Here is a 14,741-nt window from a genome sequence, read left to right as displayed (position 1 = left end):
AATATCGTTTACTTTACATCCCCGTCAGTCAGCGATTCTCTGAGAATGGAAAAAATCTGATCGGAGGTAGTACAGAAATGCAGGTTGGACCATTCGTCTCTGTCCATAAATCCTTCTTCCATATAGGTACGTATAAGGGTTTTAAGCGGGTCATAAAGGCCGCAGATGTTGGCTACGATAACCGGGCGGTTGCTTTGCTGATAAATGTGAATCCAGTCCGCCGTATCCGCGAATTCTTCCAGTGTGCCAAATCCTCCGGGAAGTATGACAAAGGCATCACCCAGCTGAATAAGTTTCTTTTTCCGGACGTTCATATCCTTAACGACTTCCAGATGAGACACTCCCGTATGGGCCTGTTCTTTATCAACGAATACTTCCGGAATTATACCGGTCACCGTAGCACCTGCTGCCAGGGCGGCATCTGCCGTGACTCCCATAAGGCCCAGGCGGCCTCCGCCAAACAGCATGGCGTAGCCTTCTCTGCCCAGACGGGAGCCGAATTCAGCCGCGAACTGCGCGTATTCTTTCCTTTTTCCCGGCCTGGATCCGCAGTATACCGTGATTGTCTTTGGTTGTGTCATATTTGCCTCCGAAAATTTTATTTATCCTGATTAACTATACCATATTTGTCCATATTCATCTGCTGAAGATGGATTCTGTAAGTGGAATAAACATGATATGATTAGGAAAGGATAAAAATGCACCGGAGGTAATGAGTATGAAATGCGTGGTATTTGATGTGGACGGGGTGCTTCTGGGAGAAGAACAATACTTCAATGCGTCGGCACTGGCTGTGTGGGAAATACTTTACAGTCGGGACTATATGGGACTTCCTGTGGAACAGGATGATTTTGTGCCGTCCAGGGTTTCGGCAGGACAGATTGCCTATATCCGGAATCGGGTATGGGGAGAGGATGGCCTGCTGCGCTGGCTGTATCGTCACAATGCGGAATCGATGTGGGATATGTCGCACTTGTGCATGCTCGGCATCCTGTGGAGCATGGCCAGGGAATATAAACAGCGCACCGGCGGCGCCGACAGGCTGTCTTTTTCTATTCATAAACCGGAAGATTTCCGTGCACTGGGGATGCAGGTTATGGGGCTCCATGTGCCATTGGCAGAACAGATAGTGCAGCTTTTTAAGACGGTGATTCCGGAACAGGTGATGGGGAATGATATTTTTGACTTGTTAAAGAAGGAAATGGAAAAGGATATTACCGGTGACAGTTCATTTATTGACCGATTTTCTGATTTTTACCGATTGCAGATTGAAGCGTTTGAAAACTGGTATCTTGGAGATACCCTTTATGTGCGGCAGATGCACAAACTTCCATACAGCGGTGGAAAAAGCGGGCTTTTATACCGGGAAAACTCACTGGTTCCCGCGCAGGAAATCCGGGAGATGATGGAACGGCTGAAGCAAAACGGCTTTCAGATTGGAGTGGCCACCGGAAGGTCCCGTATAGAGACGGAGATTCCATTCCGTGCCCTGGGCTGGTACGATGAATTTTCACCGCAGCATATAGCGACAGCCACGGATGCAGAGGAAGCATCGGCCGCGCTGGGCGGAATGAGACTGTATAAGCCGAACCCGTTTCTGATTTCCTGTGCCGCCTTTGGCAGGAATCCGGCACGGTATGGCGCATATTCCCGGGGAACGGCCAGACCGGGAGCCGGGGATGTGGTATGGGTCATCGGGGATTCCGATGTGGATCTGTACGGAGCCCGGGCCATGGGGGCCAAGTTTATCGGAGTGAGAACGGGATTTGACAGTGAGGGCTCCACTGTGAATCTGTTTGAAAAGGAAAAGGTTCCCTGCATCGATAAGGTGACGAATGCCCTGTCTCTGATACTGAAATAAAAAATTACGGACATAGGAAAAGGACCGCAGACTGTTCTGGTTTGCGGTCCTTTATTGTTGCTGAATGCGGAAACCCATCTTACGGTAACCGGCAGTGATTTTTATTCCCTATGGGAAGGAAGAATCTGGATATCATCAAATTCCGGGGAGGCGATCCACTGACCGGAATGGTTGATAAGGCCCCATTTTCCGTTTTCCTTGACTGCGGCAGCATTCTGGACGAACGGTCTGGCGTCAGTAATGGAATCCGGAAGGTGGATGACTTCCTTGCCTGAAGTGGACAGATACAGCCACTGACCGTCCTTTTCCGCAGGGAACAGTCCGGAATCGCTGTCCGCAATGGAATCATATACGGCCGCTGTAAGGTGTAGTCCCTTATTGGTCATGAGACCATACCGACCGTTTTGTTTATACACGATACTCGGGGAATGTGTGGCGGAGAGTTCGCTGTACTGGAAGGGGATGATTTCTGTCCCGTCAGTCAGGGACAGGGCTCCCCATTTTTTATCTTCATTTTTTGCAAGGAGAAGCCCCGCTGTCTGATCTGGTATAAGTTCCCTGTATACCAGATGGGCAATGATTTCCCCTTTCCGGTTGACATATCCAAACCGGTTGTCATTGAGAACCAGGGAACCGGTCTCTGTCATGGGGAATACATGGTCATTGGCAGCGGAAACGATAACACGCCCTGTATTATCTATATAGCCCCGGTGCATTTCCACACTGAGCTGAGGTTCATATATACCCCATGGGTAATAGGGCCAGCCGATACCGATACCCGGCCACCAGTCGAATGGATCATAAGGATGATGTCTGTGGTGGCCATGGCCAATACCAATACCTATGCCTATGGATACAGACGGGGAGGCGTAATAGCCGGAAGGCGTTATTTTTCCTGTTCTGTATTCCGCGATGCCATCATGGAAAGGGAAAAGCTGCGCATAGTCAGCCATGAAGGCCAGGCGGCCATCGGGATGGATATAGCCTTTGCCGTCAACGGTGCTGACACCGGCCAGTCCTTCGCTGAATGGGGTGTATACGGCCTTATACTGAGGGGCGATGACCTGGACGCCCTTGCTGTTCACAAAACCCCAGAGGTTCTGGTTATCCTGCACCGCAGCCATTCCGTTCTGGAAGGCCAGCTGTACTTTCTTATACGAGGGGGCAATGATTTCCTTCCCTGATTTATCGATAAATCCCCATCGATTGTCTTTCTTTACCGCAAGGAGCCCTTCGGCATAGGCCGGTCCGGTTTCCTGATAGATGGAAGGGACGACCGTCCTGCCGGCCTTGTCGATGACACCCCATTTTCCATGTTTCTTTACCGGGGCCAGGCCATCTGCAAATGACTGCACTTCTTCATATTGTGGAAGAATAGTATTTCCTGAAATGGACAGAAAGCCATATTTCCCGTCTTTTTTCATGGCGGCCATGCCGTCACTGGCCGGGGAGATATATGAATATTCTGCCGGGGCCAGCTCAGTGCCGTTTATGTCATACAGGGCATTCCGGTTGCTGGCTGTCTGAACGACCACGGTATCTTCCATCCAGGCTGAGCGCGAAGTATAGGACACCGGGACGATGACCTGACCTTCCCGGGAATAGAACCCGCGTTTTTTCCCCTGCTGCACTTCAATAAGATTCCAGCGGGAAGGGGAAGCGGCGGATAATTCCCGGGTCTGCAGATTGTTGGGAGCCAGGGTAATGGCTGCCTTATCATATTGCATGGGAATAACCACTTCCGCTTGGTCGTTGATGACGCCCCATTTTCCATCTTTCTTTACGGCAGCGGCGAAAGGAACAGGATTCTGAGGATCTTCCTGAGGTTGTTTACCGGTGGTATTCATAGCAGATACAGGCAGGCATGATGTCAGTATAAGCGCGCAGAATACCGCTTTTTTCCATAACGATTGCATGAAATCACCTCTTGCAAAAAATCAGTTTTATTTATATGTACCATTTTAGCACGGATTGGCGGGAGGGTGGGTATGCTATGATGAAGGGGAAGGAGGGGACATATGGATATTCTGAATGATGCACAGCGGATGGTGGCAGAGGACGGGACACATCATATTCTGCTTACCGCACCGGCAGGAACAGGGAAAACCGGGACTCTGGCGAGACGTATAGCCAGGCTGGTGGAGAAGGGAATGGCCGCTCCGGAGGAAATTCTCTGCCTTACATTCACCAATAAGGCATGCAGGGAAATGGAGCATCGGATACAGGAATATATGGGAGAAAAAGGCCAGGGGGTTTCTGTAAAGACCATACATGGTTTCTGTTATGAGCTTATCCAGGCTGAGGCGGACAATCCGGAAAACCGGTATGTGAACCTGTCGGTATGGGATGAAGAGGATTGCCGGGAACTGATGGACGATATACTGGAAAAATGGAATACCCGGCCGGGAAATGAACGGCAGATGATACGGAATAGCCGATACTTTTTCTATGATGTGGATAAGGCGAAAAGGTGGCTGCTGGAAAGGAACCGGTATACCGGAGAGGCTGCGGATTATCTTGCGGCCATGAATGCCATATCGCCGAACCCGTTTAACGTGGACAAAAACAGGGCCAGGGCGGAGATGGCCGCCAGCTATGATAGACAGCTCCATTCCCTGGGCGGTATGGACTTTAATGACATACTTATCGGGGCATTGCATCTGCTGTCGGATGACGGGTGCAGGCGCCGGTGGTCATCCCGGTTCCGCTATCTCCATGTGGATGAAATGCAGGATATGAGTATGCTGGAATATGGCATTGTTCTCCAGCTGGCATCGCAAGCCAGGGTACTTCTGGCCGGAGATTATTTTCAGACTATTTATGAATGGCGCGGTTCGGATCCGATTCAGCTGATTCAGCGGTTCACCCGTGAATTTCATCCGGAAGTATATACCTTTACTGAAAATTACAGGGCGACCCCTCTTCTGCTGAAAGCGGCGGAAGGCTATCTGCGGAATGCCTTTAGTAAGGACATACCGGATGAACGGTCATCCGTTTCTTCTGTAAGAGAAGGGCAGGGAGAGCCGGTAGTCATTCATCCGGCCTTTGAAACGCTGGACGGAGAGGCCAGATGGATTATCCAGTGTATTGAATTTCTTGTACATAAACAGAAGAAATTGCAGGAGGCGGAGCAGGGAAAAATATGCATCCTGTGCCGCAATAATGCATATAACGAACGGCTGGAGGAGGCTTTCACCCTTCAGCTGAATCAGCTGAAGGCTGATGGGAGCGGGCGATGGGACTTTATACGGTTTCTGCGCATAGGGGAAGAAAAACTGTACAGGAAAAGGGAAGTTAAGGATGTACTGGCGGCATTGCATCTGGCAGTGAATCCCTTTGATAATAACAGCGCAAGGCGTCTCTGCCTTAACTGGGGAAAAGGTATCGGGGAAGCCACGGTAAAAAAGATTCTGTCATCAGATTACCGGAAGCTGGGGATTGCTCTCAGTGATTTTCTGCGTCCGGATGTACTGCGTTATGCGGATACTTATGGAACACTGCTTCAGGCACTGGATGAAGGCCGTCTGACCGTATTTGATGTGGAGTCTACAGGGACAAGCACGTCAACGGATGAGATTGTGCAGCTGGCAGCGGTTACGCTGAACCGGGACGGACAGGTAACGGCCCGGTTTAACCGGATGGTGAAACCGTCAGGCCCGGTAGGAGAATCAGAAAAAATACATCATATATCTGATGAGCGGCTGAAAGCGGAGGGAGAACCTCCGGAAAAGGTATTCGCTGATTTTCTTGCGTTTACCAGTAACCATATTCTGGCAGGACATAATGTCTCTTATGACATCCATATCCTGATGAGTCAGATGAGGCGGCTGGGGATGGATCCGGTGGAAATTCCGGCCTGGGTGGATACACTGGAGATTTTCAGGAGATATTATCCGGAGTTGAAAAATCATAAGCTGGAATATCTGGGAGAGGTATTTAAAGTTCACCATAAGTCATCTCACAACGCATATGATGATATTCTGGCTACGGCAGAAATCCTTATGTATGCGGTGAATCATCATCTGCGGCCGGAAAGGGATGCGCGCCGGGCATGCATAAGTCCTTATGTTTCCTTATTTATGCCCATGGCCCGGATTGTGCAGGATATATCCAGGATGTCCTGGAAACAGAATCCGAATGCGCTTATCGGGCAGGTCATTTCACAGCTCAATATGGATGAATATTTTACACAGCATGGAAAAACGCGGGAACGGCAGCATCTGGAAGAGCTGAAGAGGTGCGCGGAAGCATATCCTGATTATGGAAGGCCGCCGCAGGATGTGCTGCAGGAATATCTGGCTATGACGGCTCTGGATGCTGGAGATGAAATCTTATGGCAGTCAGGACAGGCCGGTATACCGATTGCTACCGTGCATCAGGCCAAGGGGATGGAGTTTGATTTTGTCTTTATGGCGGGAATGGCTGATGAAAATTTTCCTTCCTTCGGTGCATTAAAGGCAGGAATGCTGATGGAAGAAAAGAGATTGTTCTATGTAGCAATTACCAGGGCAAGGAAGAGACTATTCATCAGCTGGAACATACAGTCATCCCGGTTCGGGGATGCCGGTGCGTCCCGGTTCATAGCGAATCTTCCGAAGGATACCGTAATTGTGCTACAGGCACCGCAGGGAAGAACTTAACAGGAAGGAGGAATCTTTTATACATTGTGTTGCACTTTCCTTATGGTCTTGCTAGAATATACACAAGTATTTTTGCCATGAACGGCGAAGAAAACAAGTAGGCGTACAAGCGATTCGGGGATGGTGGAAGCCTGAAAGGCGCTGAAGGCATTTTGGAGTTCAGGCATAAACCGACAATTAAGGTGGGCCTTATGGCCAATAAGGGTGGAACCGCGGGTTATTCTCGTCCCTGTAACTGCTTTGGCGTTACGGGGCGTTTTTTATTGTACCGGCAGACGGTATGAAAAAATAAGCGCCTCAGGTGTTTAACAGGAGGAAAGGATTATGACATTTCAGCAGATTATTTTGACGCTCCAGAAATTCTGGTCGTCACGCGGCTGTGTACTTGAACAGCCCTATGATGTAGAAAAAGGGGCAGGTACCATGAATCCGGCAACCTTTTTGCGTACTATCGGACCGGAACCGTGGAATGTAGCCTATGTAGAACCATCCCGCCGTCCGGATGATGGTCGTTACGGTGACAATCCTAACCGCTTATTCCAGCATCATCAGTTCCAGGTCATTATGAAACCATCTCCAGATAATATTCAGGAAACTTATCTGGAAAGTCTGAAGGAACTGGGAATCAATCCGGAAGAACATGATATCCGTTTCGTAGAAGATAACTGGGAATCCCCGACTCTTGGGGCCTGGGGGATTGGCTGGGAAGTATGGCTCGACGGCATGGAAATCACACAGTTTACCTACTTCCAGCAGATCGGCGGCATTGATACACATCCGGTATCTGTAGAAATCACCTATGGTCTGGAACGAATTGCCATGTACATTCAGCAGAAGGACAATGTGTATGATCTGGTATGGACCGATGGGGTTACCTATGGGGATATCTGGCACGAAAATGAATATGAACAGTCCGTATACAGCTATGAACTCTCCGATCATGACATGCTTTTCAAGCTTTTTGATATGTATGAAGCCGAAGCGACCCGGATTATCAAACTGGGCTATGTACTTCCGGCCTATGATTATGTGCTGAAGTCTTCCCATACCTTCAATCTGCTGGATGCAGCCGGGGCTATTTCCCTTTCTGAACGTACAGAATATATTGCCCGTGTAAGAAAGCTGTCCCGCATGTGTGCCAAGGCTTATCTTAAGATGAGAAAAGATCTGGGATTCCCAATGCTTAAAGGAAAGGAGAGCAAATAATGAAGGATTTACTGTTGGAAATTGGAACCGAGGAAATGCCGGCCAATATCATGCCTTCTCTGGTAAGTCAGTTTAAGACCCTGGCAGAACAGAAACTGGCAGAAGCCCGCCTTTCTTTTGAAAATATAAAGATTTACGCAACACCGCGCAGACTGACGGCTTATGTTGCCGGCGCAGCAGAAAAGCAGTCGGATGAAGTTCTTGATAAGAGAGGTCCTTCTGTGCAGGCAGCTTATGATAAGGATGGCAATCCGACCAGAGCGCTGCAGGGGTTTGCCCGTGGACAGCATGTGGATGTATCTTCCGTGGAAGTGAAGGACAATTATGTTTATGCCCATGTGGTAAATGAAGGTCGTCCGGCTATCGAAGTACTTCCGGAAGTATTTACTGCTATGGTGTCCGGACTGAATTATCCGAAGGGAATGCGCTGGGGCAATGAAGAATTCAAGTTCCTGCGCCCGATTCGCTGGATTGTCGCCCTCATTGGCAATGAAGTTGTGCCAATGGAAATCGCTCATGTAAAGAGCAGCCATGTATCCCGCGGTCATCGCGTACTTTCTCATGGGGATGTCGTAATCAATGAACCGAAGGACTATGTAGAAGCTATGCGCAAGGCCTTCGTCATTGTAGATATTGATGAACGCCGTGAAATGATTAAAAAGCAGCTGCAGGACCTGGCGGACAAACTGGGAGGCAAACTCTGGCACAACGCGGGACTTCTCGAAGAAATTAATTTCATCGTCGAATATCCAACCGCACTGTATGGAAAGATTGATGAAGAATTCCTTAAGCTTCCGGTACCGGCCGTAGTTACCCCTATGCGTGATCATCAGCGCTATTATCCGCTGCACAAAGAAGATGGAAGCCTGCTTCCTTATTTCCTGACCGTAAGAAACGGGGGAACAAAGGCTCTTGACAACGTCAGAGTGGGGAATGAACGTGTTCTTCGTGCCCGTCTGGATGACGCTAAATTCTTCTTCAACAACGACCGCAAGAAATCTCTGGAAGAACATCGGGCCGATTTGGTACGCATCAATTATCAGGAAGGCATGGGCAACATGCTGGATAAGTCCGACCGCCTGATGAAGCTGTCCGGCGCTCTGGCAGAAGACTGGGGATTTACCGATGAGGAAAAGGCAGATACCCGGAGAGCCGCTTTCCTGTCCAAGGCGGATCTGTCCACTGAACTGGTAAAGGAATTTACCGAACTTCAGGGGGAAATGGGAAGAGAGTATGCTATGCTGGATGGAGAGAAGCAGACCGTTGCCGATGCTATTTTTGAACAGTATATGCCGAGATTTGCCGGAGATATACTGCCTGGAACAGCCGCAGGACGTGCCCTGTCTGTAGCGGACAAGCTGGACAATCTGGCAGCCACATTCCTGCGCGGAATGATTCCAACCGGGTCTCAGGATCCATTTGCCCTTCGCCGCCAGACCATTGGCGCAGTACACATCCTTAATGCAGGAAAGATTCACTGGGATATCCGCCGCGGTATTGCAGGAGCGCTTGCCCTGCTTCCTGGAACGGAAGAACAGAAGCAGACGGCAGAAACCGCTATTCTCAGCTTCTTCCGCGACAGAATCCGTCAGATTCTGTTAAGCGACGGCATTGCCTATGATATTATTGATGCGGTTCTGGCCGGAGAACTTACCGATATTTATGACGCATTCCTGAAAGCGCAGAGCATGACAGAAAGCAAGCTCAAGGAAAATACAGAACTTCGTCAGGCGGTAACCAGACTGCACAATATTACAAAGAATGCAGAAGAAGGACCGGTATCTGCCGACCTGTTCAGAGAAGACGCAGAAAAGGCCCTCTGGGATGCTTATCAGAAGGTGGAAGGCAAGGTACACTCCTTGTATGCAGCTCATGATTATGCGGCAGCCATGCCATTACTGGACACACTTACACAGCCGGTTAACCACTATCTGGATGACGTCATGGTTATGGACAAGGACGAGAAAGTCAGAAATAACCGTCTGGCTATGCTGAAGACCGTACTGGCCCTCTTTGATGGCTGGGGAGATTTCAGCAAACTGGTATAAAGGCGGCAGGGGAATATTTCCTCTGCGGATATGCAGAAAATGAATGGATAAAATGGCGGAAATATCGAATAATACTTGCTTATTTGAACAGGCCATGATAGAATCTATTCGTATGTCCGGACAGTCCGCTGCCATATGCGATCGGCATGAATGTCCAGTGAGAAGGAGGAAAAGATCGTGAATATTATCGAAACATTGGAAAACGAACAGCTTCGTAAAGACATTCCTGAGTTCCGCGCCGGTGATACCGTTCGCGTACACGTAAAGGTTGTCGAAGGAAAGACAGAAAGAATTCAGATGTTTGAAGGCGTTGTTATCGCTAAGAGAAACCATGGACTGAGAGAAACATTTACTGTCCGCCGTGTTTCTTATGGTGTGGGCGTTGAAAGAACATTCCTGCTGCATTCCCCGCGTCTTGACAAGATTGAAGTTAAGCATCACGGTGTAGTACGTCGTGCTAAGCTCTTCTATCTGCGTAACCTGCAGGGCAAGGCTGCAAGAATTAAGGAAAAGAGATAATCAAAACCTGGAAAACGGGGATGTGAGGAACGCGGAGGCGTTTGCATCACATCCTCTTTTTTCTTGAAAGGAACAGTCCGGGACCCTTTTCGGTCAATGGACTGCACAGCCTGCCGGAAAGGTTCTCATTTGTACATATAAAGTGTATCCTTTATAATATAATCTGGAAGAAAGTTCAGTGTATTTAGGAAAGGACAGACAATGAAAATCACCAAAGTAACTGCTGCTCTGTTTCTGGCCGCGCTGGCTCTGGCAGGGACGGTGTCGGCCAATCAGATAAAAAGCGTGATTGCTGTCGATTTTCTTCATGTAGAGGTGGTCATGAAGGAGGCGCTTCCGCAGGAAGAGCTGACTCCAGATTCTCAGGAATGGCTGAAAGATCCGCCATTCGTCTTCAGCGGCGGAGTAAAAATGACCGGTATGCCGGTGAAGGAAGATGTGCGCGGTTATGACAACACGTATCGCATTCCGGTAAATGGTCTGGACGAGGATACCATTTATACCGTTTCCTATCGTGGGGAAAAGAAGAAGACATTTAAGACCTATGAGACAGAAAAAGAAATGAGTGACCGGTATAAGAACCGGTACGGCGATTATTTCTGATGGAGAAGACATATGCATATATTACTGGTTAATCCCGAAATCCCAGGTAATACAGGAAATATTGCCAGACTCTGTGCAGCGGAACATGTGCAGCTGCACCTGGTAAAGCCGCTGGGGTTTTCCCTGGATGACAGGCATCTGAAGCGTGCCGGCTTGGATTACTGGGACCTTCTTGATGTTCAGATTTATGAAAATTATGAAGAAGCGGTTGAAAAACTGGCGGGACACCATTTTTATTTCAATACGACCAAGGCAGACACCTGTTATACCGATATTCGATTTACCGATGAGGATGTTCTGGTCTTTGGCAGGGAATCCTGCGGACTGCCGGAAGATTTGCTGAAAAAACATCCGGGGGACTGCATCCGCATTCCCATGATTGATGAGGCTCGCTCGTTGAACCTTTCCAACGCAGTAGCCATTGTGACGATGGAAGCGCTGCGTCAGACAGGATTTAAGGGACTTAAACAGAAAGATCACCGGTTGTTTTAAGGAGGTATATAGAATGAATATCTATGATGAAGCTTACGCACTGGCCAAAGCATTAAAGGAAAGTGATGAACAGAAACGCCTTGTGGAAGCGGAAAAGGCATTAAAGACAAATCCGGATGCAAAGAAGATGACTGCGGAATATCTGGTTCTGCAGCAGAAAGTCAGCTATCTGCAGATGATGCATGAAAAGGATAAGGCGGAAAAAGAATATAAGAAACTGCAGGACATGGCTGTACTTGTCAGCAACAATGAACTGGCCGCCGCCTATGTACAGGCCTTTATCCGCTGGAATCAGATGACATCGGATATTAATAAGATTGTAGTGGATGCCATGACCGGTGAAGGTATGGATATAGTGAAAGAAGCCCTTGAGGAGGAAAAAGGTAAATGACAGATTGGAACAGCGTGTTTGATGGCATTCTGACAGAACGTCAGTTTAAGGTGAATGAACCCATGAATCGCCATAATACATATGGCATTGGCGGTCCGGCTGACGTATTTGTCATGCCACAGACAGAAGACCAGCTGAAGCAGGTATTACGCCGGGCAGATGAACTGCATATACCGGTAACAGTGATTGGCGGCGGTTCCAATTCGCTCATCAGTGACAGAGGAATACGAGGGATAACCCTTTGTACGGCCCGTATGAAATCATCTACCGTAAGAAAAGGAAATCAGATCATCGTTACCGGAGGGGCGGGTACCGGTGCAGTTTCCCGCTTCGCTATGAAAGAAGGCCTGTCCGGGCTGGAATTTGCAGCAGGTATTCCGGGAACCCTTCTCGGTGCGGTATTTATGAATGCCAATGGCTATGGAAGCAAGTTTGCCAATGTGGTTCATTCGGTAAGGACGGTTACCCGGGATGGCAGACAGGAAAAACACTACACACTGGAAGAAATTCAGTATGGGGACAGTGATTCTGTTTTCATGCATAATGGGGATATTGTCCTTGAAGTGGTATTTGATCTGAAGGAAGGCAATCCGGAAGAAATTAAGGCGGTTATGGATGAATACCAGGCCTCCAGACGGGCTAAGCAGCCACTGGAAAAGAGAAGTGCCGGCACCATGTTCCTCCGCCCGCCGGGACATTATGTAGGCCCTATGATTAAGGGATGCGACCTTATGGGGTTTGCAATCGGAGATGCTCAGGTGTCCACTAAGCATCCTGATTTTGTGGTTAATAATGGCAAGGCCAGCGCAGCGGACATCCTGGCTGTGCTTCATGAAGTACAGCGCCGTGTACAGGAAAAATACCATGTACACCTTCCGCTGGATGTACGAATGATGGGTGAAGATTTTCCCCAGGAATAAGCGGATACCGTAATAAAAAGCTCAATATGGATTCGGAAATTACTGAATCCATATTGAGCTTTTTTGTCATTTTGGGAAAGAGAAATCAGTAAACACGTTCCCGGGCGCCGGTGAGACGGTTATCCAGATAAATGGGGTCCAGTCTCACACCGGATGGGGTAAAGTGGAACCCATCCGTGGTTACATCGCCCAGCGCAAGACTGATAACTACATCATGAAAAGCAAGGACGCCGTTTTTCTTATCAAAACGCCCGGAAATCCGGTTAAAGGGAAGAATAATGTATTTCCCTGGGCCGGAGAAAAATGTACCTCCTATTTCCTGATGACGTATAGGATCAGAACTCATCCACATGTCCAGGGTTACCAGGCAGCGGATATGACTGCCTTTTGCAGCCTGGCTGGCTTTTAGATTGACACCCCGGATGAATGCTTTATAGGTTTTGTGGTCAATGTCGAAATTGCCATGGGCACTGACCTGGCCATCGAATACGCTGGCGGTTACGTTATCAGCATCCAGGCGGCCGTTATGATAAATGAAGTGGCCATTTACGTTTTCAAATGGAAGTCCTGGCAGTGTCATGCGCGACAGCATGAGCTTTCCGGAAATGATAGGATCTGGCAAATCGCCATCTATCCGGGCACGGACGGAAGCCGGATCATCAATATCGATGCCCACGTTCAGGGATTTTGGATTGCAGTCCTTTATAAAGAGGGCAAGATTATACCGGGGAACCGACGGAGCAAAATCAATGGTTCCATCCAGGGTAAAGCCGGCGGCAGAGACTGTTCCTTCAAAATGGCCGGTAGAACACTGAATGGAAGACACTTTTCCGGTATTTATATCCATGGCTGCGTTGAAATTAGTGATGACCAGATGACGGTCAGGAGATGTGGTTTCTACAATGAAATTGTTCAGATTCAGCTGGCAGATAAACTTATGATTACCTTTCAGTCCCGTAATGCTCAGATCCTCTTTTTCATCAGAGGAGGATGAGGTTTCTTTCGTATCCGGAGTGATTCCAAGCAGCTGCATATGATCATTGAAGTACAGATGGACATACCCGCCATTCAGTGTTGCAGATTTCAGTGTGGTTGTCCCAATTCTACCGGTAAGCATATCCCAGATGCTGACACGGAATTGACCTTCCGGGATGGTAGCCAGTCGTCTGCCGGAAGTATCCCTCCATTCCAGATTTTCAAAACTGACCTGGCCAAGCATATTGGCTGATAATCTGGATACGGTAATAGTTCCTGGAAACAGTTGACGGTGGTTTACCGTGTAATTAAATATACTGGCAGCCTGTGAAGTCAGAAAATACCAGAATCCTATAATGAGGCAGCCGGCAATGGAAAGCATAATGGTAATGCCGTAGGCAGTACGCCCATGCGTTTTATAGAGATGTCTGATTTTTGTACACAAATATTTTATTTTTTTTGGGATTACGGATATAAATGACCGCATGGTTGCGTATTCCTCCCTAGGAGTAATTGAACATATAAACTATATACATATTATACGCCTTATACGGTTATATGCCTGTACATGGTGTGACGGTGTACCGGAAGCATCATTTTCTGTGTGCCATGGAAAAATATTCTCCAGATGAAATTTTGAAAAAAACTTGCATTTACAGAAAAAGGTGGTATGATAAGTAATGTAAGTTAGCACTCAGTCGATGTGAGTGCTAATAAATGAAAGAAATCGCAATGAAATAAAAGGAGGAATAGAAATGTTGAAGCCATTAGCAGATCGCGTATTGGTTAAAGTTGAAGAAGAAGAAACAAAGACTATGGGTGGTATTCTGCTGCCAGATACAGCACAGAAGAAGTCCCAGAAGGGCGTAGTTGTTGCTGTAGGTTCCGGCAAAATGACTGAAGAAGGCAAGCGTCTTCCTCTGGAAGTTAAGGAAGGCGACGAAGTACTCTTTGCTAAGTACTCCGGCACTGAAATTGAAGACAAGGGCGAAAAGTATCTGCTTCTGTCTGAAAGAGACATTTTAGCTATTCTTTAATACAGATGTGAATCAGGTTTATTTTGTGAGATAGAAAGAGGAGCATAGA

At 48.1% G+C, this 14,741-nt stretch carries 13 protein-coding genes; 10 read left to right on the top strand and 3 right to left on the bottom strand.

Features of this window, described 5'->3' with window-relative positions; all coding sequences use genetic code 11:
• Positions 1 to 8: 8 nt before the first annotated feature.
• Complete coding sequence (locus BLQ79_RS00355; RefSeq protein ID WP_091362640.1) at positions 9 to 581, bottom strand: LOG family protein; 573 nt, start codon at positions 579 to 581, stop codon at positions 9 to 11.
• Between the two features lie 131 nt (positions 582 to 712).
• Here BLQ79_RS00355 and BLQ79_RS00350 point away from each other — a divergent pair, with 131 nt between their 5' ends.
• Positions 713 to 1,861, top strand: coding sequence for an HAD family hydrolase (locus BLQ79_RS00350; RefSeq protein ID WP_091362638.1), 1,149 nt, complete (start codon positions 713 to 715; stop codon positions 1,859 to 1,861).
• Positions 1,862 to 1,962: 101 nt separating this feature from the next.
• Here the strand turns inward: BLQ79_RS00350 and BLQ79_RS00345 are convergent, their stop codons facing one another.
• Positions 1,963 to 3,777 (bottom strand): WG repeat-containing protein, encoded by a 1,815-nt coding sequence (locus tag BLQ79_RS00345; protein ID WP_091362637.1) that lies wholly within the window; start codon positions 3,775 to 3,777, stop codon positions 1,963 to 1,965.
• A 102-nt stretch (positions 3,778 to 3,879) separates the two neighbouring features.
• On the opposite strand from BLQ79_RS00345, the gene BLQ79_RS00340 reads away from it, so the two are divergent.
• The 8 genes from BLQ79_RS00340 to murB all read left to right on the top strand — a co-directional run bounded on the left by BLQ79_RS00340 (position 3,880) and on the right by murB (position 12,680).
• Positions 3,880 to 6,501 (top strand): ATP-dependent helicase, encoded by a 2,622-nt coding sequence (locus BLQ79_RS00340; protein ID WP_091362635.1) that lies wholly within the window; start codon positions 3,880 to 3,882, stop codon positions 6,499 to 6,501.
• A 324-nt stretch (positions 6,502 to 6,825) separates the two neighbouring features.
• On the top strand, positions 6,826 to 7,707 hold the full coding sequence (gene glyQ / locus BLQ79_RS00335; RefSeq protein WP_091362633.1) for a glycine--tRNA ligase subunit alpha: 882 nt from the start codon (positions 6,826 to 6,828) through the stop codon (positions 7,705 to 7,707).
• Entirely contained in the window at positions 7,707 to 9,755 is a 2,049-nt protein-coding gene (gene glyS / locus BLQ79_RS00330; protein WP_234944873.1) for a glycine--tRNA ligase subunit beta, read from the top strand. Before glyQ ends, glyS begins: the two co-directional genes overlap by 1 nt.
• A gap of 177 nt (positions 9,756 to 9,932) precedes the next feature.
• On the top strand, positions 9,933 to 10,274 hold the full coding sequence (rplS, locus tag BLQ79_RS00325) for a 50S ribosomal protein L19 (protein WP_091362630.1): 342 nt from the start codon (positions 9,933 to 9,935) through the stop codon (positions 10,272 to 10,274).
• A gap of 201 nt (positions 10,275 to 10,475) precedes the next feature.
• Positions 10,476 to 10,877 carry a hypothetical protein gene (locus BLQ79_RS00320; RefSeq protein WP_091362628.1) on the top strand — a complete coding sequence of 134 codons (402 nt, stop codon included), beginning with the start codon at positions 10,476 to 10,478 and terminating at the stop codon, positions 10,875 to 10,877.
• Positions 10,878 to 10,889: 12 nt separating this feature from the next.
• Entirely contained in the window at positions 10,890 to 11,369 is a 480-nt protein-coding gene (locus tag BLQ79_RS00315) for a tRNA (cytidine(34)-2'-O)-methyltransferase (RefSeq protein WP_091362627.1), read from the top strand.
• A gap of 13 nt (positions 11,370 to 11,382) precedes the next feature.
• Complete coding sequence (locus BLQ79_RS00310) at positions 11,383 to 11,760, top strand: YlbF family regulator (RefSeq protein WP_091362625.1); 378 nt, start codon at positions 11,383 to 11,385, stop codon at positions 11,758 to 11,760.
• On the top strand, positions 11,757 to 12,680 hold the full coding sequence (gene murB / locus BLQ79_RS00305) for a UDP-N-acetylmuramate dehydrogenase (protein WP_091362623.1): 924 nt from the start codon (positions 11,757 to 11,759) through the stop codon (positions 12,678 to 12,680). Before BLQ79_RS00310 ends, murB begins: the two co-directional genes overlap by 4 nt.
• Before the next feature lie 85 nt (positions 12,681 to 12,765).
• Here the strand turns inward: murB and BLQ79_RS00300 are convergent, their stop codons facing one another.
• Positions 12,766 to 14,142 (bottom strand): AsmA family protein, encoded by a 1,377-nt coding sequence (locus tag BLQ79_RS00300; protein WP_091362621.1) that lies wholly within the window; start codon positions 14,140 to 14,142, stop codon positions 12,766 to 12,768.
• A gap of 268 nt (positions 14,143 to 14,410) precedes the next feature.
• Between BLQ79_RS00300 and groES the strand changes: the two genes are divergently transcribed.
• Positions 14,411 to 14,692, top strand: coding sequence for a co-chaperone GroES (gene groES / locus BLQ79_RS00295; RefSeq protein ID WP_091362619.1), 282 nt, complete (start codon positions 14,411 to 14,413; stop codon positions 14,690 to 14,692).
• Positions 14,693 to 14,741 lie beyond the last annotated feature (49 nt).

It is taken from the genome of Dialister histaminiformans (assembly GCF_900103425.1).
Classification (GTDB): domain Bacteria; phylum Bacillota; class Negativicutes; order Veillonellales; family Dialisteraceae; genus Allisonella; species Allisonella histaminiformans.
The sequence above is the reverse complement of the archived record's forward strand: the minus strand, read 5'-3'. Positions and strand labels throughout refer to the sequence as shown.

What these genes read in the sequence shown, in the direction of transcription:
- groES (WP_091362619.1), top strand. Translation starts at nt 14,411, where the DNA reads ATGTTGAAGCCATTAGCAGATCGCGTATTGGTTAAAGTTGAAGAAGAA.
- BLQ79_RS00310 (WP_091362625.1), top strand. Translation starts at nt 11,383, where the DNA reads ATGAATATCTATGATGAAGCTTACGCACTGGCCAAAGCATTAAAGGAA.
- murB (WP_091362623.1), top strand. Translation starts at nt 11,757, where the DNA reads ATGACAGATTGGAACAGCGTGTTTGATGGCATTCTGACAGAACGTCAG.
- BLQ79_RS00345 (WP_091362637.1), bottom strand. Translation starts at nt 3,777, where the DNA reads ATGCAATCGTTATGGAAAAAAGCGGTATTCTGCGCGCTTATACTGACA.
- BLQ79_RS00355 (WP_091362640.1), bottom strand. Translation starts at nt 581, where the DNA reads ATGACACAACCAAAGACAATCACGGTATACTGCGGATCCAGGCCGGGA.
- BLQ79_RS00315 (WP_091362627.1), top strand. Translation starts at nt 10,890, where the DNA reads ATGCATATATTACTGGTTAATCCCGAAATCCCAGGTAATACAGGAAAT.
- glyQ (WP_091362633.1), top strand. Translation starts at nt 6,826, where the DNA reads ATGACATTTCAGCAGATTATTTTGACGCTCCAGAAATTCTGGTCGTCA.
- BLQ79_RS00300 (WP_091362621.1), bottom strand. Translation starts at nt 14,142, where the DNA reads ATGCGGTCATTTATATCCGTAATCCCAAAAAAAATAAAATATTTGTGT.
- BLQ79_RS00350 (WP_091362638.1), top strand. Translation starts at nt 713, where the DNA reads ATGAGTATGAAATGCGTGGTATTTGATGTGGACGGGGTGCTTCTGGGA.
- BLQ79_RS00340 (WP_091362635.1), top strand. Translation starts at nt 3,880, where the DNA reads ATGGATATTCTGAATGATGCACAGCGGATGGTGGCAGAGGACGGGACA.
- glyS (WP_234944873.1), top strand. Translation starts at nt 7,707, where the DNA reads ATGAAGGATTTACTGTTGGAAATTGGAACCGAGGAAATGCCGGCCAAT.
- BLQ79_RS00320 (WP_091362628.1), top strand. Translation starts at nt 10,476, where the DNA reads ATGAAAATCACCAAAGTAACTGCTGCTCTGTTTCTGGCCGCGCTGGCT.